Here is a 26,589-nt window from a genome sequence, read left to right on the forward strand (position 1 = left end):
AGAGCATATGACTAACTTAATAAATAACTTTAATTACCTCACACGATATTGGGGAAAAGCTAAAAAGAATCCCTATTCTAACGAAAATTATCATCTCCTGGCTTATCACTGCTTAGATGTCGCCGCAGTAGGCCAATTATTATTGGCGCCACATAAGAAATTAACGCAAGATCTCGCAAATTTTTTGGGATTATCATCAGAATCATTACAAAACCTGTTTTCATTTTTTCTGGTACTGCATGATATCGGCAAATTTGCTTCTGCATTTCAGCAATTATATTCCCAGGAAAATACTGATCTAATTAAACCGGAGCAATACTCCCCCTATGATTCCAAATTTTTCAGGCATGATCGGTTAGGGCTATTTTTCTGGAAAAAAATTCAGGACGATGTACTGATTGCTTTAGCAGGAGATGATGGCCTTCAATTCGGTGAAGATAAACAAAAGAAACAAGCCCTGAAAACGTTAATGGTTTTGATGCAGTGTATACTTGGTCATCATGGTAAACCCATTGATGATGATAATTGGAGCGCAATTACCGATTTTACCGAGCCCCAAAATGTTATCGATGCCACAGCATTTACCCATGATCTTCTGGCGCTTTTTCAACCTCATCTGCCACTGGCAAAGCTACTTTCAAAAGAGTGGCGGCGCAAACTACAACAAGTGAGTTGGCAACTTGCCGGTATTGTCGTGCTGGCAGACTGGATAGGCTCTGACTGTTACCATTTTCATTATCAAACCAAAGCCCTTTCGCTGGCAGAATATTGGCTGATTACCCAAAAACAAGCCCAAATCGCCTTAGATGGTATTGATATCCATAACACCCCCGTGATATCTCCTTATACTTCTATTCAGGAGTACTACCAATTTTCACCAACTCCATTACAAAAATGGGCGGAAGAAGTCTCGATTGATGACTCCCCACAGCTTTTTATTCTGGAAGATGTTACGGGCGCAGGCAAAACAGAAGCCGCCCTTGCCCTGACTCACCGCTTAATGCAAACAGGGGCTGCGGACGGTTTCTATTTTGGCCTGCCAACAATGGCGACTTCCAACGCCATGTTTGGCCGAATCGCTAAGCATTATCATCATATGTTCGATACCAAAAACGGCAAACTGCCCAGTATCGTTCTCGCGCACGGTGCACGTGAAATGAATGATAATTTCCGTGACATCATCCTGACGTCTGAACATAACGACAGTGATTACACCAGAGACGATAGCACCGCGACAGCACAGTGCCACCGATGGTTGGCTGATTCTAATAAAAAAGCTCTATTGGCCTCGGTGGGCGTAGGCACTATCGATCAGGCATTACTTGCCGTTTTACCGAGAAAATACCAGTCACTTCGATTGATTGGGTTAAATCGCAAGGTATTGATCTTTGACGAGGTACACGCCGCCGATGAATACATGTTTGCATTGCTGGAAAGCGTATTAAGTCTGCACTTGCACCAGGGTGGTTCCGTGATATTACTGACTGCCACACTCTCCTTGAAACAGCGGCAACGGCTGGTGGATATCTGGTTATCTGCCAGCGGCATACCACCGCAGAAATTGCAAAAAACGGCCTTTCCACTGGCAACCCATGTCACGTTAAACCCAGAAACTCCACTGATTGAAACGCCCCTGCACAGTCGCCCAGACGTCAGCCGTACCGTCACGGTAAAAACCGTGAATCATCTGGATGGCGGCGTACAAATTGCCCTCAACGCCGCTCAGAATGGGCAATGCGTGGTTTGGGTTCGCAACTCAGTGGATGATGCACTCCAGGCTTTCCGGCTTATTCAATCGCAAATGGCGCAACCGGAAAATTGCCTGTTATTCCACAGCCGTTTTATTTTGCATGACCGAAAAGCGATCGAAAATCGTGTGCTGGCAATATTTGGAAAAGAAAGCAAGCAGAAGGATCGGCAAGGAAAGATCCTGATTACAACGCAAGTCTTTCAGGAAAGCCTTGATGCAGATACGGATGTCATGATCTCCGATATCTGCCCGATCGATGACTTGATTCAACGGGTTGGTCGTTTGCACCGCCATACTCGCAATGCAAATGGCGAATACAAGCAAGGCATTACCGATAGCCGATCTGCACCTGAATTATATCTCCACGCACCAGAATGGGATGATCAACCCAAAACTGATTGGTTAAGCAAAGATTTTCGCAATACCCAATATGTTTATCGTTCAGCCGGGCGTTTATGGCTTGGCTTACGCGAATTACTGCGCTTAGGTGCCATTCGTATGCCTGCTGAGGCGCGAACCTTAATCGAAGCTGTTTATGGTGAAGACGCCGATGAACACATCCCTGAAGCACTCAAACACAAGGATAATGATGAGATAGGAGAAGGGCGGAGCAAAGACGCCGCAGCACGCTCACAAGCCCTGCAATGGCAACGCTATGAATATAGCAAACGCAGTGCCCACGGCTGGTATGACGATGACTGCAATATCAGTACCCGATTTAGCGATATCGAAACGGTGAGTGTGCTGCTCGTCAAACTGACCGAAAGCGGGGAATTAATACCGTGGGTAGAGGATGAAAAATTCCCTGTCCAATTAAGTATTGTCAAAATTTCAAAAAACAAATTTGCCGATAAGCTGCAACCCGTACCAGAGTCCCTTTCTCAAGCCGTGGCGCGGCTACAGGATAAATTCAAGTCCGTCAAATACCTGCAAATCTGGCTGCCAGAGAGTGACCCCCAGTTTACTTATGATCCCAACATCGGTTTTTATCCTAAGCAGGAGGCGTAATGAACCTCGTCAAAGACGCATGGCTGACTTTTAGAATGAGAAATGGTAGTGAGAAAAAGTTACCGCTGACGGCAATCGGCGATCCTGCCGTTGTCGATTTTTCCCTGCCACGGGCTGATTTTCAGGGCGCCGCTTACCAGTTAGCCATTGGTTTGCTGCAAACGGTTTTTGCTCCTGAAGATGAAGACGAATGGTATGAATTTTATCAACAAGCCCCTACCCAAGCTGACTTACAGACTGCATTTCATCGCGCAGAACATGCTTTTAATCTGACGGGGAATGGCCCTCTGTTTATGCAGGATTTTGATTCGTTAGCGGAAAGAAAACCCTCCAACATTTCAGGATTATTGATTGAATCACCCGGTGAAAAAACATTGAAGGATAATACTGATCACTTTATTAAACGCAACCAATGTGACGTGATCTCCCCTGAAATGGCCGCCATTGCGCTATTCACATTACAGATTAATGCTCCTGCCGGCGGTGTTGGACATCGCGTCGGGTTACGGGGAGGGGGTCCACTAACGACCTTGATTCAGCCACAAGAACTGGATGCTTCGCTATGGCAAAAACTTTGGCTTAATGTCATTAATCGGGAACGTTGGCCTTATCCAGATCCTGATCTCAATAGCTCAGACGTTTTTCCCTGGTTGGATAAAACGCATATCAGCCAAAACGCAGGGACAGAAATTTACGCACATAATGTCCATGAACTGCATATGTACTGGGCCATGCCACGGCGAATCCGGCTGGAGATAGAGGATAAACCCGCCATCTGCCAATTAACGGGGCAAGCAACTCACCTATCCGTTGCCAGTTATCGTAGCCAAAACTATGGCAACAATTATTCTGGCACATGGCAACATCCTCTAACCCCCTATCGATGGAATCCGAAAAAACCGGATGAAGAGCACCTTTCTATCAAAGGGCAACCTGGTGGTGTTACCTACAAGATCTGGGATAGCCTGACTTTTTCCGATGATAAACAGGGTCAACAGGCAGCCCAGGTTGTCGACCATTTTCACCAGATCAATGATTATTTTGCCGATGAACAGAGTTCCACGCCACGGTTATGGGTTTTTGGCTATGATATGGACAACATGAAAGCCCGCGGTTGGTACTCCACCACCCTGCCTCTGTTTTCCATGCCGATTGAAAAGAAAGATGCTGTTTTCCGGCGCGTCAAAACACTACAAAACCTCTCTGCCAATGCATTAACTCAGTGTCGTACCCAGATCAAAAGCGCGTGGTTCCGTCGCCCGAATGAGATAAAAGGCGATATGTCATTTATTGATGCGACTTTCTATCAACGCACCCAGGCCGCCTTTTTTAAGGCTGTACGACAGATTGTCAGCAGCCAGCATAAAGCTTCTTCCCTATCCACCGAAGACGCTAAAACCTGGCTCTACCAACTCAGAAATACCTGCTTTGATCTCTTTGATGAGTTCGTGCTGTCAGAAGATACCGATCCCCAAAAACTCATCGAAAAAATCGAGGCACGACAAATTCTTACCAAGTGGTTAATGGGTTCTAAAGATATCAAGTCATTTATGACAGAGCACAATATAGAAACCCAATCATCCAAGAACAAAAAGAAGGAGGAGGTTATCAATGAATAACCTAAGTGAAGGTCGTTTACTGCGCTGGTGGGAAAGCATGTTTTTATCCTCCGAAGAATTGAAGAAAAAAGATATCCCCCCTGCACCCACGCTCTTTAAAGCTGAATTAAAGCGTTGCCAGGATATTGAGGCAGTAACTTTCACCGAAGGTTTTCGCGCATTATGGTTCAGTTTGCCTGAAGATATCATCAAAGAAGCTCAGCAACAGACTGTTATGCGATGGGCGATGATTGCCGTCACGCTGGTGTATGTCAAAACCAACACCACCACTAATCTGGCAACTGCCGCTGGCACCAAAACCGAAAATGACAAGCCGATTGTCAGTACACATCGCTTTGCCCAATTGCAGGCGGCCAAAACACCTGATGAATTTATTATGCGTTTGCGGCGCATCCTGCAACAACTGAAAGGCCAGGTTTCCGTGTTATCTCTCGCCAAAGATATTGAACAATGGTTGAGAGAGTACCACCAGCCAAGAGCCTATCGAGCCAATAAACGCCTCTGTGTGCAATGGGCGATGGATTACTACAAGGCCGCTAAATAACGCCAATAATTAACCACTTTTAATCTAATAAGGAATTTTAAATGAGCCAATTTATTCAGCTACATCTGTTAACTTCCTACCCTCCAGCCAACCTGAACCGCGACGATCTCGGACGCCCTAAAACCGCCAGAATGGGCGGAGCAGAGAGATTAAGAATGAGTTCTCAAAGTTTGAAACGCCACTGGCGCATCTCTGATCTGTTTCAGGATACCCTCGCAGAGCACCTTGGTTTTCGTACCAAGCGCTTTGGATTTCAGGTTTATCAACGCTTGCTTAATGGGGGAGTCAAAGAGAAACACGCTACTGAATGGGCTTCTGCCATTGCGGAAGTTTTTGGCAAAAAGAAAAAAGATGAACCCCTGGAAATTGAACAACTGGCACATATCAGCCCGGCAGAAAAAGAGGCTACCTTTGCTTTGGCCGATAAACTTATCGACGAAAATCGCGCACCAACCAAAGAAGAGCTGAATCTGCTGAGCAGAGAAAAAACAGCCGTAGATATTGCCCTGTTTGGCCGTATGCTGGCATCCAGCCCTGCCTATAATGTGGAAGCCGCCTGTCAGGTTGCCCATGCGATCAGCGTTCACCGTGTTACCGTAGAAGATGACTATTTTACCGCTGTAGACGATCTCAATGCGGGCAAAAGTGATTCCGGTTCGGCTCATATTGGCGAAACCGGCTTTGCCGCCGCGCTGTTCTACAGCTATATCTGCATTAATAAATCTTTGTTAATCGAAAATCTGTCCGGCAATGAAGCATTGGCGAACCAAGCCATCGCCGCCCTGACAGAAGCCGCGATTAAAATCGCCCCGTCCGGCAAACAAAACAGTTTCGGCTCCCGCGCCTATGCCAGCTATGTGTTGGCGGAAAAGGGAGAATATCAGCCTCGCTCCCTGTCTGTTGCGTTCTTAAAACCCATTGATAGCGAAGATCAGGCAACTGATGCCATCAAAGCGTTAGAAGATCAGAGAGAAAACTTCGATAACGTTTATGGCGCTTGTGCTGAAACGCGCTATAGCATCAACGCCGTCACGGGTAACGGTTGTTTTGCTGATCTACTTCAATTCGTTACTGAATAAAAGAGGCCAATATGAAGACTTACTTGGTCTTTCGTTTATATGGAGCACTAGCCAGTTGGGGGGTGGAGGCGGTTGGTGAAAACCGGCCAACCAGCACTTACCCAACCCGTTCGGCTATTCTGGGATTATTAGGTGCAGCACTGGGCATCCGGCGCGATGATGAAACACAACTCATGGCATTGCAGCAGAGTGTCAAAATCGCCATCAAGCAGATCGTTTCCGGTTTATTGATGCGGGATTACCATACTTCCCAGGTTCCTTCGCAAGAGAAAAAACAGTCTCACCCAACCCGTAAAAGTGAGTTACGTGATAAATCTAAATTAAACACCGTACTGTCTTCACGCGATTACCTTGCTGATGGCGTGTGGGTTATCGCAATTTCATTGACCGAACAGGCCAGTTTCCCCCTTTCTGCCCTGCGTGATGCGCTGCTAAAACCCGTTTTTACGCTGAGTCTTGGGCGAAAATCCTGCCCTCTTGCACTGCCGATGATGCCGCAACTGACAGAATATCCGTCATTAAAAGCAGCCCTTGATACGCCTTTTCCTCTCTTGCCTTATCAATCAGAAAAGGCCAATCACTATTATTGGCAGCGTAATCATGATGTCGTGAGTTATTTCTGGGAAGGAAATAAAGACGAGATCACGATCCCTGATACGACAATACTGACTCATCAACTTTGGGATGAGCCAGTATCACGCAGCCGCTGGCAGTTTACACAACGCACGATGCACCAATTATCGTTCCAGTTATCCGGCGTGGAGGGAACACATGTATCTGTCTAAAGTCACCTTGCACCCTTTTGCTTACCCTATACAAGCACCATCACGAAAACAGACGAAAAATGATGTCTATGCTTCCCACCAACTCTTGTGGCAATTGTTTACGGGGCAGGAAGCGCGCAATTTCCTTTTCAGGCAAGAGATGAGCTTAAGTGGCAAACCTGAATTTCTTGTGTTGTCCACGACCACACCGATAGCCAATTCCCCGCGGTTCCAGATTCAGACCAGATCTTTTGCCCCTCAATTACATAATGGACAAAAACTGGCGTTCAAACTCCGCACGAACCCCACTGTCTGCCTCACTGATAAAAATTCAGGCAAACAACTTCGCCATGATGTATTGATGCATGCCAAGCGTCAGGCAAGACATTCTGGTTGCTCAGGAGACATTGAATCAGTAATGATGCAAGCCGCCCAAACCTGGATACAAGATGAAAGACGGCTGGCTAATTGGGGTATTCGCTTTGATTTTCCCCCGGATATTGAACGCTATACCCAACATCGCAGCTTTAAAGCCTCTGGCCAGAAAGTGGTATTTTCCAGTGTCGATTTTCAGGGTGTGCTCACGTTGTCAGATAGCGAACTTTTCCTTGAGCAATACCAGAAAGGATTTGGCAGGGCAAAATCCTTTGGTTGTGGGTTAATGCTGATAAGGGCACTGTAATGGCATTTATTCCATTAAAACCCATTCCCATCAAGGACAGGAATTCAATGATCTTTATTGGCATGGGACGTATTGATGTCAAAGATAATGCGTTTGTTGTGATTGATGAAGTCAACGGTGAACGTATGCATATTCCCGTCGGCTCCCTTGCGCGTTTAAAGTTGCTGCCACCAATAGCATTGCTCCTGACAGGCAAGTCAGAATTGCTTGCCGTGAAAAATTCAGGACAGACAAAATTTTGAAACGCCTTATTCCCTTAATTGAAGAAGTCCTTGCAGTGGGCGAAATTTCCCCGCGTAGCGGGGAAATATAACACGCATCTTGAAGTTGGATTGGTATAACTATTAATTAAATAAGGTAATAGCAAACCAAAGATAAAATTATCAATTGTCTTTTAACAATGACTTATTGTAATAAGTCATATAAATAATCAATAAAATTAAAACCTTTATAAACTATCCTCTTATTTTAGGTAACCGAAATAAAAATCAACGCAGGAAATAATTTCAATATAAATTAATTATTTTTAATAATATTTTGGTGAGATAAAACCCGCTCTATTTGACGATAAAACAAACGAATATGCCAAATCGTGCGATATTCCATCTACAAGCATAAATCGTTGATGATTGCCAAAAAGAGCTATGATAATCTACGCGCCTTTCCGGCTTAATCTGTTCATTTTGTACACATAAAAACACCAAAAATAGGAAGCAAATTTACTTATGAACTTAACTAACTCGCGCAAATTGTTAGCAGCGACGCTATGTCTGGCGACCTCCTATGGCTATGCAGATAGTGATCGCCCACTTTTTTCATTAACGGTGTCAGAATCTGGCGCTCCACAGATGAACAGTGACGGTAGCTTATCCCGCACTACCAAGTCTGAATCTCGTATTCTGCCAATTTGGGGCGATGCAGCACGCGCCAAAGGCTACGACCTGCCTGAACCGTTTGGTGCTAGTTATGGTTATATGAATCTGCGTCAGGATGTTGTTGTGGATCAAATCGGGTTTATTATGCCTGAAAATCCCGATACACAAAAAGCTACTACAGTCATAGCCGGAAAGACTCGTGAACGCACTGAATCACACATGCTTAAGCTAGATACATGGGTTCTGCCATTTTTAAATGTTTATGGTGTATATGGAAAAACAAAAGGTTCATCTGAAACTAATATTGAAAACGTGATATTTGGTGGCGTACCTATGTTTAAAGATATTCCTTTCACTTTAGATTTTAAAGGTAAAACCTATGGTGGTGGTATTACATTAGCGGGCGGTTATAACCAATTTTTTGCAACATTAGATGCAAACTATACGCAAACCAATTTAGATATTTTAGACGGTGGTATTAAAGCTCTTATTATAACGCCTAGAATTGGTTATGAATTTACATTTCAGCCATTATTTGCAGGACAAGGTAATACCAAAGTTCAAGTTTGGACTGGTGCCATGTATCAAGATATCACTCAACGCTTTGAGGGCAAGATCGCTAATATAAATATGACCGGAGTACTAGGCGCATTTGTTGGAGGCATGCTTGAATACGACCCTGATATGTCGTTCGACGTTAAACAACACCTTGCCCACAAATGGAACAATACCGTGGGTGCACGCTTTGAAATTACCCGTAATTTCAATATTCTGTCAGAAGTCGGTTTTGGTAACAGAAACAGCTTCTTTATCTCCGGTGAGTTCCGTTTTTAATGTTTGGCCTTGCAACACTGAAAAGGCTGGCTATTTCCAGCCTGCTTATTTTTACCCTTTCATCCGCACACGCTGATATCCTGCCTGATCGGCAAAAAATGGATGGTTGGTTAAACGAATTAGGCGGCAGCAACCATTTTGATGAGCGCAAAAAAATTGACTGGGGCGTATTGCCCGGTCCTTTCTACACCCCTGAAATGGGTATGGGGATTGGTGTGGCTGTGGTCGGCCTGTACCGTCCTGACCATTCAGACCACACCAGCCAGACTTCTTCATTGGGACTCAGTGGCTTTGGTTCGTCTACCGGCGCGTTTGGCCTGAACTTTACCAATTACAATTTTCTTGCCAGTGACCAATGGCGGTTATTTGTTTCCGGTACACTGAATAACACCCCAACTTACTATTGGGGTCAAGGTTATCGTGCTGGTAAAAATGACAGCAACAAAGAGAAGTACCGTTCTCAGGAGTTTGCGATTCATCCACGGCTTCTCTATCGCATCACTGAAGCCACCTATGTGGGATTAGGCTGGAATTTATCTTCCGTCAATGCCAGTGATCCAGATAACGGTGCCAAACAGTATTTCTCCCGATCCGTCGGGGGTCGCTCTGTGATAAGTTCCGGTGTCAGTGCCCATTTCAGTTATGATACGCGGGATTTTTTGCCCAATGCTCGGCACGGACAGGCATTTGAGATCATTTATAGCTATTTTTCCCCAGAATTAGGCAGTGATCACCGTTTCCATACCACACAGCTTCAATTCTCGATCTATTACCCGTTATCTGAAAAGACAGTCCTGGCCTTTGATAACTATGCCCGTTTCAGCGCAGGTGATGTACCGTGGAATCAGCTATCCCTGCTGGGTAACGGCCAGCGGATGCGCGGGTATTATGAAGGACGTTATCGTGACAACAATATCTTCACAACACAGTTAGAGTTACGGCATAAACTTGACTGGCGCCACGGTGTGGTCGGTTGGATAGGCACCGGCACGTTGGGAGATTCCCCTTCACGGTTGGGAACCAGGCATTGGCTTCCTTCTATTGGTGTTGGCTATCGTTTCGAGTTTAAACCACGCATGAATGTCAGATTAGATTTTGGTGTCGGTAAGGACAGTACCGGGTTCTATTTTCAGGTTGGAGAAGCGTTTTGAGATTATTCGTTACACTCTGCCTCTGTTTTTTACTGCTGGCATGCCAAAACCAACCCCAATCTGTTGATCCGGTAAAACCTGTCCTTGTCAGTGATACCTATGAACAATCACAGCAAGATTGGGATGCATTGCCCCCGATGGCTCCGCCTGAAGGTTTAAGGGCTTGCTGTGCTTTCGGCTATAATCTTAAAGCCCAACTCTGGAATATTGCCATTCCCTTTTATGACATCGACAATATCGTCGAAGCTCAAAAATTAGGTAAGCATCACTACAATGACAGTGTTATCGGTGCCAGTGCCGCTTTGCTGGGGGTAAGCGCTGAAAAAGTGGGTCTGCTCTATACCCACAAGGGAGGGTTTATTGATATCTCCCATGTCAGGGATACCGCAGATTATACGCTTTATCTGTTTAGCCAGATTTACGCTCATCTTGGTCAAGAGTGGCAATTAACCCTGAACAATGAACTTGCCGCGCGTAAAATTCACTTTTTTGCTTTTACGCCACCGCAAGATCCTGCCGAACGCTATACACTCAGTGCCTATTTGGCTGTCAGACTCGCTTTTCAGCTTGCCGCCTGGCATGAAATAGCGCAATGGTATGGCTATCAATCAGTCCCCGGTTTTTCGGAGGAAATTTCGGCTTTTTCCCCAGAAGATCTCTATTCAAACCTGTTGGGTGCAAGATTAGCATTAACACTGATTCTGACAGGTCACGCGTCTTCTGTGACACAGTTCTCAACCTCAGTGGATAAGATCTTACCGATGGCTTTGCATGAACTCGGGGATTATTCCCGGTCAGGCACAAAGGCGATATTTGATAGCGTAGATGGTTTATGGTGGAACAGTTATCGACGCATTCCTGAGAAGTTTTTAGTACTGCATCGGAATTATGATATTCAGGACAACCGCTCCCCATTAATGCCTTTCGGTAAAGAGCACCTTGCCCTGCGCTTGTCTCTGCCTGAGTATTATCAGCATTTCTCATTAGAGAAACTGGCGGAATTTCAGCTATGGTCAACCCATGAAATGAAAAACCTGCCTGTGCCAAAGCCATATTGGACAGTGAAAGATTTTAAAAGGCTGGCGGAAAATGCCCAACGGGAAGATGAGAAACAGTTGTTATTGAATAAATAATAACCTACACGTAGATTTGTGGAATTACCCGATTGTGATAGGGCTAATTATCCGTCGTTACCACGGTGCCCATTACATTCATAATTTCTTCTCCTGCCGCCCGATATCTCCCCTGTGCAGTGTTTGGATAAAGCGTGCAGCAGGTGGATAAGAGTACCCCTCATAAATATATTTATAATCATATATATTTCATTTAAACAATATATGGATACTGTTATCAGATAATCGAATAAGGTTAATACTGTTATTTTTTATATCCCGGATCATCAAAATAGGGAATATACCAATCCAACTTCAAGATGCGTGTCATATTTCCCCGCGCAGCGGGGAAATATGAGGCCTCGTGTCGTCTGGCGGATTGCAACTTGAAGTTTATCGGGAATAAACACGTTATTAGCGGAATATCTCATACATCATAACAATGATATGACTGGCTAGAGGTATCTGAAATGATGAGCAATTCGTGGTCTGACAACTATTTTGGGTCTGAAAATACTGAACCAAAATACGCTGACTCTCGAAGAGCTGAATCAAGATATTCAGCTTCAGACTGTTCAGATCCTAAATATGCAGTGACCAAAATCGGGGAGCATCTCAATTCCCCAAAGCATTTACTTTTTTCATCCAACGATCTTGATGAAGTTAAATCTATGGTCGGACGGGTCATCCAGCCTCATCAGCTAACTATCGTGGACGCACATCAAAAATTGGACGCCCAAATGCACTATATTCCACTTGGGGATATTTCCATGAGCCGATTACGTTACGGTGCCTGCGTTGAAATCACCCCAGGAGAGTTGGATTCGTTCTTTCTCATCCAGATGCCGCTGGCGGGCTGTGCGGGTATTGAAAGCGGTGATCAGTACCTTGACTCCACTCCTAATCTGGCTTCCATTCTCAGCCCAAATCAGCACACTTCCATGCGCTGGAATGCCGATAATGACCAGTTTATGGTCAGGATCTCCCGCACCTTGCTGGAAAGAACGCTGGTCGGCCAATTAGGACACTCTCTGGATCAACCACTGCTATTTGCATTGGGGTTTGAATGGCAACGCTGTCAGGCCTGGCGTTGTTTGATGCCTTATATTCTGGAATACGCCACCCAAGTACCTGATATCTTGCAACACAAACTGATGATCAACCAAATAGAACAATTGATTTCCGTTACCCTGCTATCCACCCATCAACATAATTACAGTGAAACGCCTGTCAACCGCCGATGTGCCATTCGCCCACGGCATGTACGGCGAGTGCAGGAATATTTGCAGGCTCATGCCCACGAGCCAATAACCGTAGAACAGCTCGCTCAGGTGGCAGGCGTCAGCCTGCGCAGCCTCTATTCCGGCTTCAAGGAGTTTCTGAATATCAGCCCGATGCAGTATTTACGTGACCTGCGTATGGAACATGTACGCACAGAACTATTGGCGGGAGAAGCCACCAGCGTCACAGGCGTCGCTCTGCGTTGGGGATTCGCCCATATGGGACGCTTTAGCGCAGAATATAAAGCCCGCTATGGTGAGACGCCAAGTAACAGCCTGAAACGTGGGTAGCCTGCAAAGCATCTTATTTTATTATTTCGTCATTTATCCCAGCATTTCATACAACTTCTGAATTTCATTTCTCCAGCTCTCCTGATTTTTGGGCTTCTGATGCCTCGGTTTCCTGGCCAAATCCTGCGTCAGATTTTGCTCCAATACCACAATGCGTTGCAGGATCTCTTCCTCATCCGTTAATACTTTCAAACCATCAGAAGTGCTTTCCTGAGCCTTAACCACTGCTTTTTGATAAGGGATCACTTTTTTATTCAGGAACTGATAATATCCCTCACTGGATGTGACCTCTTCCAGTTTGCCATTTTTAATCAGCCAAAAACGATTAGCGACGTTATCGATAAACGCCCTATCATGCGAAGTGATTAATATCGTCATCCCGTTATTAATCAATTCATTCTCCAGCTCCATTTTGCCAAAAATATCCAGGTGGTTTGTTGGCTCATCGAGGATCAGGAAATTGTGCTTATTCAGTTTCAAGATCAAAAACATTAATCGGGAACGTTCACCACCACTTAATCGCCCCACCAATTGGTTAAAATCAGCATATTTAAAGCCTGTCGCAATCAGTTGCTGTTTACAGGTGATATCATCGATATTCGGCGTGTTATTTCTGACAGCATCAAAGATTGATTCGTTTAGCGGAATTTTTTCCAATTCCTGATCGAGATACCCCATATTACACTGCGGGGAGAAGATATTTCTGGCATTGTTATATAGCAAAATCATACTAATATGTCATAATATCCAAATCCAAAATGACAAGGCATAAAGTGAAATGGGTTACAGTCTAGATTTTCGAAAAAGAGTACTGGCATACAAAGATAAGCATTCGTTGACTTTCGAACAAACGAGTGCCCATTTTGAGATTTCTATTCGTACCCTGTTCCGGTGGAGTCATAAAATAGAACCTTGCATGACGCGTGATAAGCCTCCCATGAAAATTCCTGATGAGGTGCTCATCGCGGATGTCCAAAATTTTCCTGATGACTATCAATGGGAAAGAGCAAAGCGCTTAGGGGTCTCACAATCGGCGATTCATTACGCGTTGAAACGGCTTCGCCTCACTCATAAAAAAAACCTTAAAACATCCTCGCGCTGATCCTCAGCTTCGTCAGGCGTTTGTCGAGCGCATCAGCGGCTATAAACAGGAAGGCAAACCGATTGTGTATTTGGATGAAAGTGGTTTCGCGCAGTCAATGCCACGGATATACGGGTATTCAGAGAAAGGGCAGCGTTGTTTTGGTACACAGGATTGGCACGCGAAAGGCCGTATTAACGTGATTGGGGCCATTCTCGAAAATACGTTCATCACCTTAAGCTTATTTACTGGCAACATTAACGCCGATGTCTTTCATGCGTGGGTGACGCAGGATTTATTGCCCAAACTCCCACACGGTGCCGTGATAGTCATGGATAATGCGCGTTTTCATAAACGACTTGATACGATACAAGCGATAGCAGAGAGTCAATATCAATTAGAGTGGCTGCCCGCTTATAGTCCGGACTTGAATCCCATAGAACACAAATGGGGTGGGGCAAAAGCGATAAGAAGACAAAAAAGATGTTCAGTTGATGAGGTGTTCACCGAGCACATCGAGTGTGTCAGGTTATGTTGATTCTGCTATACTGAAACCGGCCAAACCGCAAACCTATACGCCTTACCCGGCGTTAGTCCGCGGCACGGCGGCGCCGACACCGCAGAACCTGGCTTTTGACCAGTGGCTGAGGCTGTTGCAGGATAATGTGCCGTTAAACAGCGACCATATTAAACGGACAGACAATTTGTACCGCCAGTCCGGCCTCAGCCTGATGCGCTGGGACAGCATCCCGGCACCGGCGCGTGACAGTATCGCCCGTCTTCTGACCCGTCAGTATACCGACTGGTTTGGGATGGTGGGTGAAGTGGTCAATAAAAATTGGTCACTGACTTAGAGGCTTCCCAAAATAATCTTTCTGATTCATTGGGGGTTAATCCGTTGTTATACCAGTGAGGGCGAAGCTGACTGTAATAACCTGTTATATACTGGGTGATTGAATATCTGGCTGCCATAAAATTTGCATATCCCTCTAAAGGCACCCATTCGCTTTTCAAGCTCCTGAAAAACCGCTCCATTGGGCTGTTATCCCAACAGTTTCCCCGTCGGCTCAGGCTTTGTTTGATACCATATTGCTGTAATAATCGCCTAAATGCTTTGCTGGTATACTGGCATCCCTGATCGCTGTGAAACATCACACCTTGTGGCTTTCCTCTTGATTCAAATGCCATTGTTAAGGCTTTCTTCGTTAACTCAGCGTCGGGCGAAAATGACATCGCACAACTGACGGGTTTACGCGCAAATAAGTCGAGAACCACCGCTAAATACGCCCAACGTTGACCTGTCCAGATGTAAGTGATGTCACCACACCAAACCTGATTAGGTTCCGTAACAGCAAATTGGCGGTCAAGATGGTTTGGAATATCAACATGTTCCTGCTCCTTTCGTGAATACCGATGTTTGGGTTGTTGACGACTGACCAGCCCGAGTTCAGCCATGAGTTTTCCGGCCCGCCATCGGCCTAATGGGATCCCCTCACGGGTAACTATCGAGGCAATCGTTCGTGCTCCGGCAGAACCGTGACTTTTGTTAAAGGCTTCACGAACCCGGCTTTTTAGCGTTACGCGAGCAGAGTCTGGCCGCTTGATTCGCTTGTGCCAGGCCTGATAACTACTGCGATGAACCCCGAACAGTTGGCAAAGAGAAGCCACCGGATAATGCACTCTGAATTGCTCGATTAACGAGAACTGTTCATGTAGTCCGACATCAAGAGTGCTGAGGCTTTTTTTAATACATCGTTTTCCATTTCAAGGCGTTGCAGTTTCTTCTTCAGTTCGCGTATTTCAATTTGCTCCGGCGTGATGGGTGAGGCTTTGGGTGATTGGCCTTGTCGCTCCTGTTTTAACTGGCGAACCCAAGATTCCATTGCCGATTTACTCACATTCATCGCCTTCGCCGCTTCTCTTATGCTGTAATGCTGGTCAAGGACTAGCTGGGCAGATTCCAGTTTAAATTCGGGGCTGAAACGTCTTTTCATCATGTCACCTATTTTGCGTGTTGAAGTGAGAATATCACCTCTATAACGGTGACCAAAATCATTGGACCACATCACTCAGACTGGAGACTCCACACATGAAATATATACCGGTTGGCGTTGATATCGCAAAACATCTGATTCAGGTTCACTTCATCAATGAGCACACTGGCGAAGTGGTTGATAAGCAGGTACGTAGCCAGGATTTTCTGACTTTCTTCAGTAACCGGGAACCCTGTCTGATAGGTATGGAAGCCTGTGGAGGCTCTCAGCACTGGGCGCGTGAACTGAAAAAACAGGGGCATAAAGTCCGGCTTATGCAAGCTCGTTTTGTTAAGGCATTCGTCATGGGTAACAAAAATGATGTGATGGATGCCCGTGCTATCTGGATGGCGGTACAGCAACCGGGCAAAGAAATCGCGGTTAAAACGGAAGAACAACAGTCTGTACTGGTTCTGCACCGGACTCGCAGGCAACTGGTGAAGTTTCGGACGGCACAGATTAATGCCCTGTACGGGATATTCCTTGAGTTCGGAGAAACCCTCCACAAAGGCCGGGCGGCACTGGCCAAAGAGCTACCGGAAGCCCTGGAGCGGCTGAAGATGCGTCTCCCTCCGTATCTTATCGCCGTGCTGGAGGACCAGTACAACAGGCTGGGTGAGTTGGATTCACAGATAAATAACATCGAAAAACAGCTTGTCAGCGTGGCCAGGCAGAATGAAACCTGTCAGCGGCTGCTGAAAATACCCGGCGTGGGGCCGCTAATCGCCACGGCTGCGGTGGCCACAATGGGAGAAGCCTTCGCGTTTAAATCGGGACGAGAGTTTTCTGCTTATATCGGACTTGTTCCGAAACAGACAGGTTCAGGCGGAAAAATCCGCCTGCTGGGGATAAGTAAACGCGGAGATACCTATATGAGGACCCTGTTTATCCATGGTGCTCGTGCGGCTGCATTACTGACAAAAGAACCTTTGCCTTGGATCACGGAACTCAAAAAACGACGCCCGACCAGTGTGGTCATCGTGGCGATGGCGAACAAACTGGCCCGGACAGTTTGGGCGATAACGGCTCACCAGTGTGAATACGACAAGGCTCACGTCAGTGTCAGGCCAGACTAAAAGCGGCCACTGACAAACATTAACTTTTAACAAAAGGATGAAGGCAGAAAGGTTGCTCTGGCAGCCAGCGTGATGACAAAGACAGGTAAGACCGGGACTCACTAAACCTGAATGGTTTTATGAGCTTAAAGCTCGCGGAGGAAATGAGGTGTGAGTCGGCGAATGACATAGGGGCTAGCAGCTTTAAAGGCTGCAAAAAAAGCCGGATATAAAGCTGCAACCTATCTGTCAGAGTTAGAACAATGGAAGCCGTTGCAAACGGGACGCGTTCATATAAAAACCATGTTTCAGCGTTTTAAATCCCATTTTGCCCGTCAGCCTGCCACACCACAAACATCATCCGAACCACCCCCTGAAGCCCTTCGTGACCGTGGGGGCTATTTCCGGCCGCAATCGGCGGACGAGTTACTGGCCACCCCGCAGCGCCGGCAGTGTCTGCAACAATTATGGCAGAACAGTGCCCTGCCGGAAGGGTTGTATCAGCGTTTTTATCTTGCGCCGGTGAAGCAATTACTGGGCAGTGTGCAGCAGGTGCCCGCCATACCGGAAGGCGACTGGTCAGGGGGCAGGGGGATTTGCTGACCTGACGCTAAAGTTTACCACCTGTGCCGTGCGGCTGGCGAAGGGGCATCTGTTCCCGCCGGGGGCGGCACCGGAAACGCAGGCGGCACAGAGTCTGTTATGGCAGGCGGTGGTGTTCTGGGCGGCATTGTTTTATCACCTGCCATTGTTGCGGCAACTGGACGGGGAGCTGGAAGACGGACATCACTGGCAGCCGGGGCTGTGGATGCCCGCACGTCGCTTTCGTTTCCGATTCCGGTCATCCCTGCCAGATTTGTCTGTGCCACTGGAAGCCATGATGGCCGCCCGTTTACTGCCGGAAGAGGCGGTGAGCTGGTTATTTCTGGTGCCGGAAGCCTGGCACTGCCTGGCCTTACAGCTGGGCGGGCATCCCTCCGCCGTGCCGTTAGTGGATTCGCTGCTCCAGGAGGCCGCCACACAAGTGCAGTCCCCGTTGCTGAAACCGGCTGCATCTTCTGAGCCACCGTCGGCAACCTTAGCACCAACAGGTTCTGATGGGGTTTCACCGCTTCCCGTATCAACAACTTTACCATCCGTCGGTCAACCGGCATGTGAGGACACACAGACATTATTGTCATTATTTCAATCAAATGATGAAGTTTCATTGTCAATTGATGCAAATGAGAACGATAACGATTTGAAATTACATAAACACCCATGAAGGAAGCCAGAAAGTGTTGCTCCCACCGGGAGTCAGTCGTCATGATATTAACAGTGAAATAATTTCGATGGGTGACTGGTTTTCCAGGGAGTTATTGGCTGCTTAATAGACCACCCGTAAGCAGTATTGTCATGTTGTTGATAACAGGAAAGAGATTATGTACGGAACAGAAGAAAAATGGGGCTGGGATGAATTACTGGAGGAATACTTTTTCTCGCATATGTTACGCCCGGCATCAGAATGGAGTTATAAAAAAGTGGCCCGGGGATTTTCTCAATTTTTGGGCGAAGAAGGACGACCGGAAAGTGTCACCGGGCGGGATGTACTCCGGTGGCGGCGCTATTTACTGAATGAAAAAAAAGCAATCCTGCCATACCTGGAATAATAAGGTGACCCATCTCCGGGCGATTTTTAACTTTGGGATAGCGCAAAAATTATTACCTCAGACAAAAAATCCGTTTCTGGATGCGGCAGTCAAAAAAGGGAAGAAAAAGAAGAAAATTCTGAGTAAATCCCAGCTGACCCGAATTTACCTGGTGATGCAGCAGTATGAACAGGAAGAAAAAGCCGGCGTGAAACCCCGGGGAGGGCGCTGTGCGTTATATCCCACCGGGTACTGGTTGACTGTGCTGGATACGTTCCGGTTAACCGGCATGCGCCAGAACCAGTTGCTGCACCTGCGGCTGCGGGATATCAATCTGGAAGGCAACTATATTGAATTGCGGACCGAAGGCAGTAAAAACCACAGTGAGTGGCGGGTACCGATGATCCCGGCCCTCAAGATCCGTCTGGCGCAATTCCTTGAACGCGTGAAAGCCTGTGGGGCGAAAGACGATGACCCGCTGTTTGATTTAACCCGTCTGGGTTTTCGTTATCACGGGCGGATGACCAGTTATCAGTATAACCCCGATAAAGAAAGGCAGCATATCCGTTCTTTCTTTAATCGCTTGTCGAAAGCGTGTGGTTTTGCCGTCTCTCCTCACCGTTTTCGTCATACCCTGGCCACGGAGTTGATGAAAGCGCCCGACCGTAATCTGCAACTGGTCAGAAGCCTGCTGGGGCACCGCAGTCTGGCGACCACGATGGAATACATTGATATTGATATGGAAATCGCGGGTAAAACACTGGAGAGCGAGTTAGCGATATATCTGGATCTGTCGGTGTAAAGAAAAAGAGAGTATCAGAAAAAAACAGGGCGGGTTTCAATCGGAGTTTAGGAGGATGGAATGGATTGAACTGCCCTGCATCAACAATAGATGGTATGAAAAGATTATTGATACCGGACCGGCATCCCGCAAAGTTTACACCTCACTTGACATCAGAATCAATTACTGAAATCATTACCTTGCACGAAAAAGAACGCTTGCAAGTGCAGGCGCTCTGTGTTCTTTATTAACGGCTTTTTAAACACTGAGTAGGCAAATCGGAATACCCATTGTTTAACATTTTCTTAACGGCCATAAATTTTAACTTACTTGTTAAGTCTATGATAACTAAAACAAATGAGCCTTAAAATTTTGGTGCCGGAGGCGGAATCGAACCACCGACACGGGGATTTTCAATCCCATCGTAAGTTAATTCAATGTAAAATTCCCTGATTTGTCCGATTTGTACGCTTAACTTTAATGAGTGTACAAATGAAAATACTTCCCATCATTTCACCCAAAGGCGGTGAAGGTAAATCCACCCATGCCGCGAATCTGGCCGGCTTTTTTTGCCGATGCCGGTCTACAGACTCTCCTGATTGACGCCGATTATTCACAACCGACATCCAGCAGTATTTTTATTCTGGACTATGAAGCGCCCGCCGGGCTGTATGAATTGCTGATGCAGACGGTGGATCTGAGGGAATCGAACCGGATCATTTCCCGTTCGACGATCCGTCACCTCGATATCCTTGTGTCCAACGATCCCGATGAACTCCTGCCGACGGCGATGCTGCACGCCCCTGACGGGCGTCTTCGCCTGCGCAATATTTTGCAACATCCCCTTTTTCATCAATACGATGTCATTCTTATCGACTCCAAAGGCGCAACCGGGGTAATGACGGAACTGGTGGTACTGACTGCAACTCAGTTTGTGCTGGGGATAATTAAACCGATCCTGCCGGATGTCCGTGAGTTTCTGCGCGGCACGTTACGGATGTTGACCCGACTGCAACCCTTTGAACATTACGGCATTCAGCTGCCGCTGATCCAGATACTGGCCAATGGCATTGAAGGCACCAATCTGGACAGAGATACACTCAATGAGCTGACCGATATTATCGAACAGAAACGGTATGATGCGTCCGCGTTGGGTGGCAGAAAGGTTTACCAGTTGCTGAACACCCGGATAGATCTGCTGGATATCTACAAACTGGGGCATGTTCGCGCCCAGCCTGTTCATCGTCTGGAGTATAAAACACCCCGCAAAAGTCCCGCCGCTGCCCTGACCATGCACCGTCTGGCCTGTGAACTGTTCCCCGAATGGGCTGCGAAATTTGATGCCGTGCTGGTCAACCAACCGACGGGGAACGCGCAATGAATGTTATCTGGCGAGCCGTCTGTTTTTGTTATGACAATGCCGAATTACCCTTTACGGATACACAGGATGAATGGTTTGTGTTTGTCGATGCGCCTGATCGTAAAGCGGCACTGGCGAAATTCCAGACACTATTACCCGTTATCTGGGCTGTGTCGCCTGAGAAAGCCGGGCATTTCAGTCCCCGTCATGAAGACGAATTGCGCGAGCTGTCACTGATGCCCGGTACACCGGATGATTTGGCCCTGCTGGAGTGTGGCTGGGAAAATGGCAAGCCGCAGTATTTAACCGCAAAAGAAGTCCTGTTCTGGGTTTCTTCTCCCTGTCTGCAACAACGGTTAGTGAGGGCACTGAATGCCGTCAACAGGGAGGTGACCAATGAATCGGGATCATAATGCGTTACAGGCCATCAGTGAAGCGGAACCCAGCTATGCCTATGCCGAGGTGGGGGTGATTGGCGGACTGGTACTGGAGAATGAACGTTGGGACAGCGTGGTTCAGCTGCTGGCGGCGGACGATTTTTACTTTCCGGCACACCGAATAATCTATCAGGCCATTGCGGAACTGAGCGAAAAAAAACTGTCCGTTTGACCTGATCACCCTGACCGACAGGCTGACACAGCGGGGGCAAATAGACAACGTCGGGGGTTTTGCCTATGTCGCAGAAGTGTGCAAAAACACGCCCAGTGCGGCCAATATTGAGGAATATGCCCGCATTGTGGCAGAAAAAAGCCGGTTACGTCAGTTACTGGCACTGGGTAAATCCCTCAGCGCGGAAGTCTTCCAACCCAATATCCAGTCAGAAACCCTGATTGAGCAGGCAGAAAGTCACTTGTTTAACCTGGCGGAAAAAGGTACAGCCCGGCAACATCAGGCTGTCACCCTGCTGCAAGGGGCGGATGCCCTGATTGCCCATCTGGAGCGCATACAGGGCAGAAATGGGATCACTGGCACCCCCACAGGATTTCAGCAACTGGATGAAATGACCTGTGGCTTGCAGGCGGGCGACCTCATTCTGCTGGCCGCCCGTCCTTCCATGGGGAAAACGGCACTGGGGCTGGCCTGTTGTCTCGGTGCGCTGCGGTCTCGGGACGATACGGTGGTGCAGATTTTCAGCCTGGAAATGCCGACTTCACAACTGATGCTGCGTCTGTCTGCCATGGAAGGTGGCGTGGCGTTAACCGCGCTGCGCAGTGGCCTGCTGGACGATGAACAGTGGGGACGCATCAGCCAGAGTCTGGATCAGTTTGCCCAATGGGATAGACGGCTGATTATCGATGATTGCAGTCACCAGACGCCTGCTTTATTGCGTGCCCGTGCCCGCCGTTATACCCGCCAATACGGTAAACCTGCCCTGATTATGGTGGATTACCTCCAGCTGATGTGCGCCCCCGGACAGGAAAACCGCACCCGGGAGATTGCCGATATCTCCCGCAGCCTGAAAGCGTTGGGCAAAGAACTGGGTTGTCCAATACTGGCGCTGTCTCAGCTGAACCGGCAGGTGGAAAGCCGCGCCGATAAACGCTCGAACAACGGCGACCTGCGGGATTCCGGTTCGCTGGAGCAGGACGCTGACTTGATATTGCATCTTTACCGCGATGAAGTCTATCACGAGGAAACCCCGGATATTGGAATTGCCGAAATCATTATTGGTAAGCAGCGTCAGGGACCGACCGGCACGGTGCGTGTGCGGTTTGACGGCCGGTATACGCGTTTTTCTGATATCGACAGCGACAGGAGGTAAATGATGGGACGCAATACGTTGCATTTAGGCAGCGCCTTGTTACAGCAGGGACGCCAGGCTGAGGCTACCCGCAATGACAGCCCGCCGATGGCGGAAATGCCAATGGTACTGACATTAGATCAGCTACGCCCGAATCCGGATAATCCCCGCACCCGTCGCAACCCGCGTTATGACGATATCAAGGCGTCGATCAAAGCCCGTGGGCTGGATACGGTGCCGAAAGTCACGCGTGATCCGGACGGTGACGAGGCCTACATCTTCAGTGATGGCGGGAATACGCGCTATCAAATTCTGTCCGAACTATGGCAGGAGACCGGGGATGAACGTTTTTATCGCATTCACTGCCTGTTTAAACCGTGGCCGGGGCGTTTACAGTGCGTTATCGGACACTTAGCCGAAAATGAGTTGCGGGGCGATCTCAGTTTTATTGAAAAAGCGCAGGGTATCCGCAAGGCAAGGGCAATTTATGAAGAGCAGCAACAGAAAAAAAATCTCCCTGCGGGAATTGTCAGCGCTGTTGCGTCAGGCGGGTTTCCCTGTCAGCGACGGTCACATCAGCCGGATGGAGCATACTGTGAAATACCTTTACCCCTGGATGCCTAACCTGCTGGAATCCGGGCTGGGTTCGTCACAGATAAGACCTTTACTGGCCTTGCGGTTGGATGCCGAGGCGGTCTGGCAACAGCATGTGACCAGTATAAACCCGGAACCGACCGTCACCTTTGATGAGGTCTTTGGTGCTTGCTGCCGCAAGTTTGATGCGCCGGAAACTTGGTCGCCGGAGATGTTCCGGGATGAGCTGATTGGTGATTTATTGCAGGCCCTGCCACATCCGCTGCTCAATTATGACCGTTGGGTACTGGAACTCGATCCGAAAGAAAGCAACCGCCGACAACTCTTTGGTGAGCAGGCCACCACGTTTGACCCGATGCCGGAAGAGCCTGAGACGAAAAAAACGGAGCGGGTTCGAGTGCCAGATAGGGAATCGAATCCACGAATAATTTCTCAACCTGCCACTGATAAGGTGCAGGCACCTGAACCAGAACACGCTTCGGTCGATAAAGCACAAGTGTCCGCCACATCTTCCCGAAAAAATCCGGTCATTCCGTCTTATCAGCCGGATGACGCTGATAATCCGCCTGAATCAACGCTGCCTGTTCCTGAAGCAGAATGCCTGCATTTTGCCCAAACCGGGCTGGAACCTGTCAGTTCGGTCTGGGCGATTTCCCCGATGCAGGATGATATCGAGCACCTGCAAAACATGGCATTCCGGCTGGCGTTTGAACTGGCGGAAGTGATGGGCTGTGACAGCGATTTGCTGTCACAGCCGGAAGAGGGTTCGGCGGGATTTTGTCTGGTGAATACGCAAAATGCCCATCCTTTTTCGCGTTTATTGCACACCCTGACCGGAGAAACCCCGGCTGACAGCGGTGAACTGACGCTGACTGCTGTTCTGCTTGGCACTGCCAGGCGGGAAGAGTCGCCTCTGCTGGATGATACCCGGGCCGTGAAATTTCTGCGGCTTATCCGGGTTATCCGTCGTTTGCGTGAGCTTCAGCGCGAGATTGTACCGGAGACGTTGACGATGTAGCGATACCAGTGCGGGGTGCCTGCTTTTCAGTGTGTTGTTCATTCATTGCGTTTTGACTGGCCTGATTATGGAGGAAGTGTATGAATCATTTATCGCAAGCCACCAACAGTTTGCTGATGCAGCTGGTGATGGATTTGAAGAACGGTTATATCCGCCGTTGCGAGGCATTGGGGCTGGCTCCCGCAGAGATGCTGATGTTGCAGAGCCTGACGATTGAAGACTTGCATTACTTAGGCAACAGCCCGGTGTCGGTGCTGAGCGTCCATATTCATCACGCCAATCTGGTGCGCATCTTGCATCAGGCACGTATCGAGCAGCAGCGGATGAAACGGATTGACCGGGCACTGGAATTAGGCGGCTCTATTGAGCTGATGCACTATTTTTTTGGCCTGTCCAGTCTGGAAATCGCCGCCCGACGACGCATTGCCGGCATGGCAGTCCGGCCGGGGCGCGGCTCGCCACTGACGGAAGATGAAAACCGTGACCTGTGGCAGCGCTGGCAGGCGGAAACGATTGCCGATGCGGACAGTGCCGAAGGGCTGGATATCATGATGGAGATGGCTGAACACCATGCGGTCTCACTGACGTCCGTCTGGCGTGCGGTGAAGGACTGGCAGCAGAGTGGTGAAGCGATGTCGGTAAAAAAACAGGCATAAAACAGAGAATGAAAGAAATTATGTCAGGAAAATTAACGGAAATGATGCCCGGCCTGCATGTGCCCTTGACGGCCCCGCTGTCATTTCGCCGCAAGGCACAACATCAGGTGAGGTGCTACCAGCGGGGCGAGCGTAATTACATCCGACTGAAAGAAAAAGGCACGGGATATCTGAAAATCAATGTGGGGTTGTTCTGGCGATTGTTAAGCCGTGATAACGGGCAATCGTGGGAGCTGATGCTTCATGAACGCTACAACAATGAAATTCGTAAATCGTAAATATTGAAGTCGTGTCATTCTGCACCTTGTCTTTGCTACAGGGTGCAGCCCTGACATTATTTTTTAAGGCTAACGCCGCAGAAAAGGGAACATCATGAATCTGTCCGCAGACAGCATCATTGCACACACCATTGCCAAAATGAAAATGCGTCTGGCACAACGCTCAGACGATGACGTCTCACAACTGCGCAGTGGTCTGCTATTTATGGGCAACATTCATGATGCCTATCCCCGCCGTCTGTTGCTGGATAATCGCCTGTCGCCGCTGGATAAAACGGGCTGGATGATGATCCGCCTGTATGCACAACAAAATGAAGGCGCGGTTTTCCCCAGTTATGATGAATTGCAGGTATTGCTGGCTTCACCCTATAAAGGTAAGGCGTCTCGTGAAACCGTCAGCCGGGTATTACTGATGCTGCGAATAACCGGCTGGCTGAGTTTATGCAAGCGTATCCGGGATGAACACGGACGGGTGCGGGGCAATATTTATGCGCAGCACGATGAGCCGCTGACCTGCCGTGATGCCGAGATTCTCGATCCCCACTGGCTGGATACAGTGTCGGAAGCCTGTCGCAGTAAAAATCGCACCATCAGCCAAACGGCCCGGGACGTCCTGACCGATATCAAAGACGACCCGTTGATGCGTCATCGTCATAGCCATATTCGCCTGCTGGAAGAAAGGCTGAATGCCGTGCAGACGCCGCAGCAAAGCGTCATGCGCCAGAAGCTGGGATCTGAGTTGCGAAAGGAAGAGGTGCAAACTGAACTCAGGGGAATTCAGCCGGGTTCGGAAACCGAACTAAGCCCACTAACGGGGCAGGCTGAGCTGAATTCGGTATCCGAACTCAGTCTTAAATCAACGTCTTATAGTGGATCAGCTAAACCGAACGGTAACGTACGTTCTTTCACACAGAGTGTGAATAAAAAAACGTACGTTGATCAGCAATCAGCCATTTCTCTGCCAGAAGGGCTTTGCAGGCAGCTGGAGCCAGAAGATGCGGTGATGTTAACCCATCAGCTGCAAGCTCTGCCGGTAGAGCAGGGACAAGCGATGTTAAGCAGTCTGGACAAGGCCTTAAGAGCAGGAAAAATCAGTAATCCGGTGGGATGGCTGTTGGCGATGATGAAGCGAGCCCGTGAAGGGAAATTGTATGCTCAAGCCGGTCAGTCTGACCCCGTTGTTACCGTTGCTGAATCTGCAAGGCAGCATGTTGAATTGATTGATGAATCTCACCGTTCAGTATCACCATCCTCGCAAGAACATGTGCGCAGTGTAGTGAAGGATATTCGTCAGCGGCTAAATTTAGTGAGATACAATCAGGGTAATGCTGAATAAAAATTGTACGGTGTTGGCAGTGCCAACAGAGATTGAAAT

Annotated in this window: 22 protein-coding genes and 5 pseudogenes; 25 read left to right on the plus strand and 2 right to left on the minus strand. The window is 48.0% G+C overall.

Annotated elements, in window-relative coordinates:
- Positions 1-7 precede the first annotated feature (7 nt).
- From cas3 to PXH59_RS17620, 11 genes are all read left to right on the plus strand, one after another.
- Positions 8-2,758: a CRISPR-associated helicase Cas3' gene (cas3, locus tag PXH59_RS17570; RefSeq protein ID WP_285809396.1), complete on the plus strand. Its 2,751-nt coding sequence runs from the start codon at positions 8-10 to the stop codon at positions 2,756-2,758.
- The gene (casA, locus tag PXH59_RS17575) at positions 2,758-4,377 is read left to right on the plus strand and encodes a type I-E CRISPR-associated protein Cse1/CasA (RefSeq protein WP_285809397.1); all 1,620 of its coding nucleotides are present in this window, start codon (positions 2,758-2,760) and stop codon (positions 4,375-4,377) included. The genes cas3 and casA overlap by 1 nt, the downstream gene beginning before the upstream one ends.
- On the plus strand, positions 4,370-4,921 hold the full coding sequence (gene casB, locus PXH59_RS17580; RefSeq protein ID WP_285809398.1) for a type I-E CRISPR-associated protein Cse2/CasB: 552 nt from the start codon (positions 4,370-4,372) through the stop codon (positions 4,919-4,921). The genes casA and casB overlap by 8 nt, the downstream gene beginning before the upstream one ends.
- Positions 4,922-4,962: 41 nt before the next feature.
- Positions 4,963-6,000 (plus strand): type I-E CRISPR-associated protein Cas7/Cse4/CasC, encoded by a 1,038-nt coding sequence (cas7e, locus tag PXH59_RS17585; RefSeq protein ID WP_285809399.1) that lies wholly within the window; start codon positions 4,963-4,965, stop codon positions 5,998-6,000.
- 11 nt (positions 6,001-6,011) lie between these two features.
- On the plus strand, positions 6,012-6,785 hold the full coding sequence (gene cas5e, locus PXH59_RS17590; protein WP_047768832.1) for a type I-E CRISPR-associated protein Cas5/CasD: 774 nt from the start codon (positions 6,012-6,014) through the stop codon (positions 6,783-6,785).
- Entirely contained in the window at positions 6,772-7,446 is a 675-nt protein-coding gene (gene cas6e / locus PXH59_RS17595; protein WP_285809400.1) for a type I-E CRISPR-associated protein Cas6/Cse3/CasE, read from the plus strand. Before cas5e ends, cas6e begins: the two co-directional genes overlap by 14 nt.
- Positions 7,446-7,688: a hypothetical protein gene (locus PXH59_RS17600; protein WP_434223327.1), complete on the plus strand. Its 243-nt coding sequence runs from the start codon at positions 7,446-7,448 to the stop codon at positions 7,686-7,688. Before cas6e ends, PXH59_RS17600 begins: the two co-directional genes overlap by 1 nt.
- A gap of 483 nt (positions 7,689-8,171) precedes the next feature.
- The gene (locus tag PXH59_RS17605; protein ID WP_285809401.1) at positions 8,172-9,155 is read left to right on the plus strand and encodes a hypothetical protein; all 984 of its coding nucleotides are present in this window, start codon (positions 8,172-8,174) and stop codon (positions 9,153-9,155) included.
- Positions 9,155-10,306 carry a BamA/TamA family outer membrane protein gene (locus PXH59_RS17610; protein WP_285809402.1) on the plus strand — a complete coding sequence of 384 codons (1,152 nt, stop codon included), beginning with the start codon at positions 9,155-9,157 and terminating at the stop codon, positions 10,304-10,306. Before PXH59_RS17605 ends, PXH59_RS17610 begins: the two co-directional genes overlap by 1 nt.
- On the plus strand, positions 10,303-11,439 hold the full coding sequence (locus PXH59_RS17615) for a DUF4056 domain-containing protein (RefSeq protein WP_285809403.1): 1,137 nt from the start codon (positions 10,303-10,305) through the stop codon (positions 11,437-11,439). The genes PXH59_RS17610 and PXH59_RS17615 overlap by 4 nt, the downstream gene beginning before the upstream one ends.
- A 449-nt stretch (positions 11,440-11,888) precedes the next feature.
- The gene (locus tag PXH59_RS17620; protein ID WP_235428321.1) at positions 11,889-12,989 is read left to right on the plus strand and encodes an AraC family transcriptional regulator; all 1,101 of its coding nucleotides are present in this window, start codon (positions 11,889-11,891) and stop codon (positions 12,987-12,989) included.
- Between the two features lie 33 nt (positions 12,990-13,022).
- Here PXH59_RS17620 and PXH59_RS17625 read toward each other — a convergent pair whose 3' ends face one another.
- Positions 13,023-13,667: an ATP-binding cassette domain-containing protein gene (locus tag PXH59_RS17625; protein WP_285809404.1), complete on the minus strand. Its 645-nt coding sequence runs from the start codon at positions 13,665-13,667 to the stop codon at positions 13,023-13,025.
- 100 nt (positions 13,668-13,767) lie between these two features.
- Here PXH59_RS17625 and PXH59_RS17630 point away from each other — a divergent pair, with 100 nt between their 5' ends.
- From PXH59_RS17630 to PXH59_RS17640, 3 genes and pseudogenes are all read left to right on the plus strand, one after another.
- Positions 13,768-14,091, plus strand: a complete 324-nt coding sequence (locus tag PXH59_RS17630) for an IS630 transposase-related protein (RefSeq protein WP_285808283.1) — start codon at positions 13,768-13,770, stop codon at positions 14,089-14,091.
- Positions 14,060-14,608 carry an IS630 family transposase gene (locus PXH59_RS17635; protein WP_285811610.1) on the plus strand — a complete coding sequence of 183 codons (549 nt, stop codon included), beginning with the start codon at positions 14,060-14,062 and terminating at the stop codon, positions 14,606-14,608. Before PXH59_RS17630 ends, PXH59_RS17635 begins: the two co-directional genes overlap by 32 nt.
- Before the next feature lies 1 nt (position 14,609).
- A pseudogene (locus tag PXH59_RS17640) lies at positions 14,610-14,891 on the plus strand (DUF1281 domain-containing protein); the annotation flags it as partial.
- A gap of 7 nt (positions 14,892-14,898) precedes the next feature.
- On the opposite strand, the gene PXH59_RS17645 reads toward PXH59_RS17640, so the two are convergent.
- A protein-coding gene (locus tag PXH59_RS17645) for an IS3 family transposase (RefSeq protein ID WP_285811816.1) occupies positions 14,899-16,067 on the minus strand; the annotation gives its coding sequence in 2 pieces (ribosomal slippage) (positions 14,899-15,806 and positions 15,806-16,067; 1,170 coding nt in all).
- A 92-nt stretch (positions 16,068-16,159) separates the two neighbouring features.
- Here PXH59_RS17645 and PXH59_RS17650 point away from each other — a divergent pair.
- The 11 genes and pseudogenes from PXH59_RS17650 to PXH59_RS17700 all read left to right on the plus strand — a co-directional run bounded on the left by PXH59_RS17650 (position 16,160) and on the right by PXH59_RS17700 (position 26,550).
- Positions 16,160-17,179, plus strand: a complete 1,020-nt coding sequence (locus PXH59_RS17650) for an IS110 family RNA-guided transposase (RefSeq protein WP_285809405.1) — start codon at positions 16,160-16,162, stop codon at positions 17,177-17,179.
- A 282-nt stretch (positions 17,180-17,461) separates the two neighbouring features.
- Positions 17,462-17,761 (plus strand): TraI domain-containing protein, encoded by a 300-nt coding sequence (locus PXH59_RS17655; protein ID WP_285809406.1) that lies wholly within the window; start codon positions 17,462-17,464, stop codon positions 17,759-17,761.
- Complete coding sequence (locus PXH59_RS17660) at positions 17,700-18,422, plus strand: TraI domain-containing protein (protein ID WP_285809407.1); 723 nt, start codon at positions 17,700-17,702, stop codon at positions 18,420-18,422. The genes PXH59_RS17655 and PXH59_RS17660 overlap by 62 nt, the downstream gene beginning before the upstream one ends.
- A 157-nt stretch (positions 18,423-18,579) precedes the next feature.
- Positions 18,580-19,588 (plus strand): annotated as a pseudogene (locus tag PXH59_RS17665) (tyrosine-type recombinase/integrase).
- A 471-nt stretch (positions 19,589-20,059) separates the two neighbouring features.
- Positions 20,060-20,948, plus strand: a pseudogene (locus PXH59_RS17670) (ParA family protein).
- A complete protein-coding gene (locus PXH59_RS17675; RefSeq protein ID WP_285809408.1) occupies positions 20,945-21,340 on the plus strand; it encodes a hypothetical protein in 396 nt (131 codons plus the stop codon). Before PXH59_RS17670 ends, PXH59_RS17675 begins: the two are co-directional and overlap by 4 nt.
- Positions 21,324-22,689: pseudogene (gene dnaB-PI / locus PXH59_RS17680) on the plus strand (SPI-7-type island replicative DNA helicase). The gene PXH59_RS17675 and the pseudogene dnaB-PI overlap by 17 nt, the downstream one beginning before the upstream one ends.
- A gap of 3 nt (positions 22,690-22,692) precedes the next feature.
- Positions 22,693-24,280 (plus strand): annotated as a pseudogene (locus tag PXH59_RS17685) (ParB family protein).
- An 80-nt stretch (positions 24,281-24,360) separates the two neighbouring features.
- Positions 24,361-24,936: a DUF2857 domain-containing protein gene (locus tag PXH59_RS17690; protein ID WP_285809409.1), complete on the plus strand. Its 576-nt coding sequence runs from the start codon at positions 24,361-24,363 to the stop codon at positions 24,934-24,936.
- Positions 24,937-24,956: 20 nt separating this feature from the next.
- Entirely contained in the window at positions 24,957-25,214 is a 258-nt protein-coding gene (locus tag PXH59_RS17695) for a ParE family toxin-like protein (protein ID WP_285811818.1), read from the plus strand.
- Positions 25,215-25,308: 94 nt separating this feature from the next.
- Positions 25,309-26,550, plus strand: a complete 1,242-nt coding sequence (locus tag PXH59_RS17700; RefSeq protein WP_285809410.1) for an STY4528 family pathogenicity island replication protein — start codon at positions 25,309-25,311, stop codon at positions 26,548-26,550.
- Positions 26,551-26,589 lie beyond the last annotated feature (39 nt).

It is taken from the genome of Xenorhabdus bakwenae (assembly GCF_030272115.1).
Classification (GTDB): Bacteria; Pseudomonadota; Gammaproteobacteria; order Enterobacterales; family Enterobacteriaceae; genus Xenorhabdus; species Xenorhabdus bakwenae.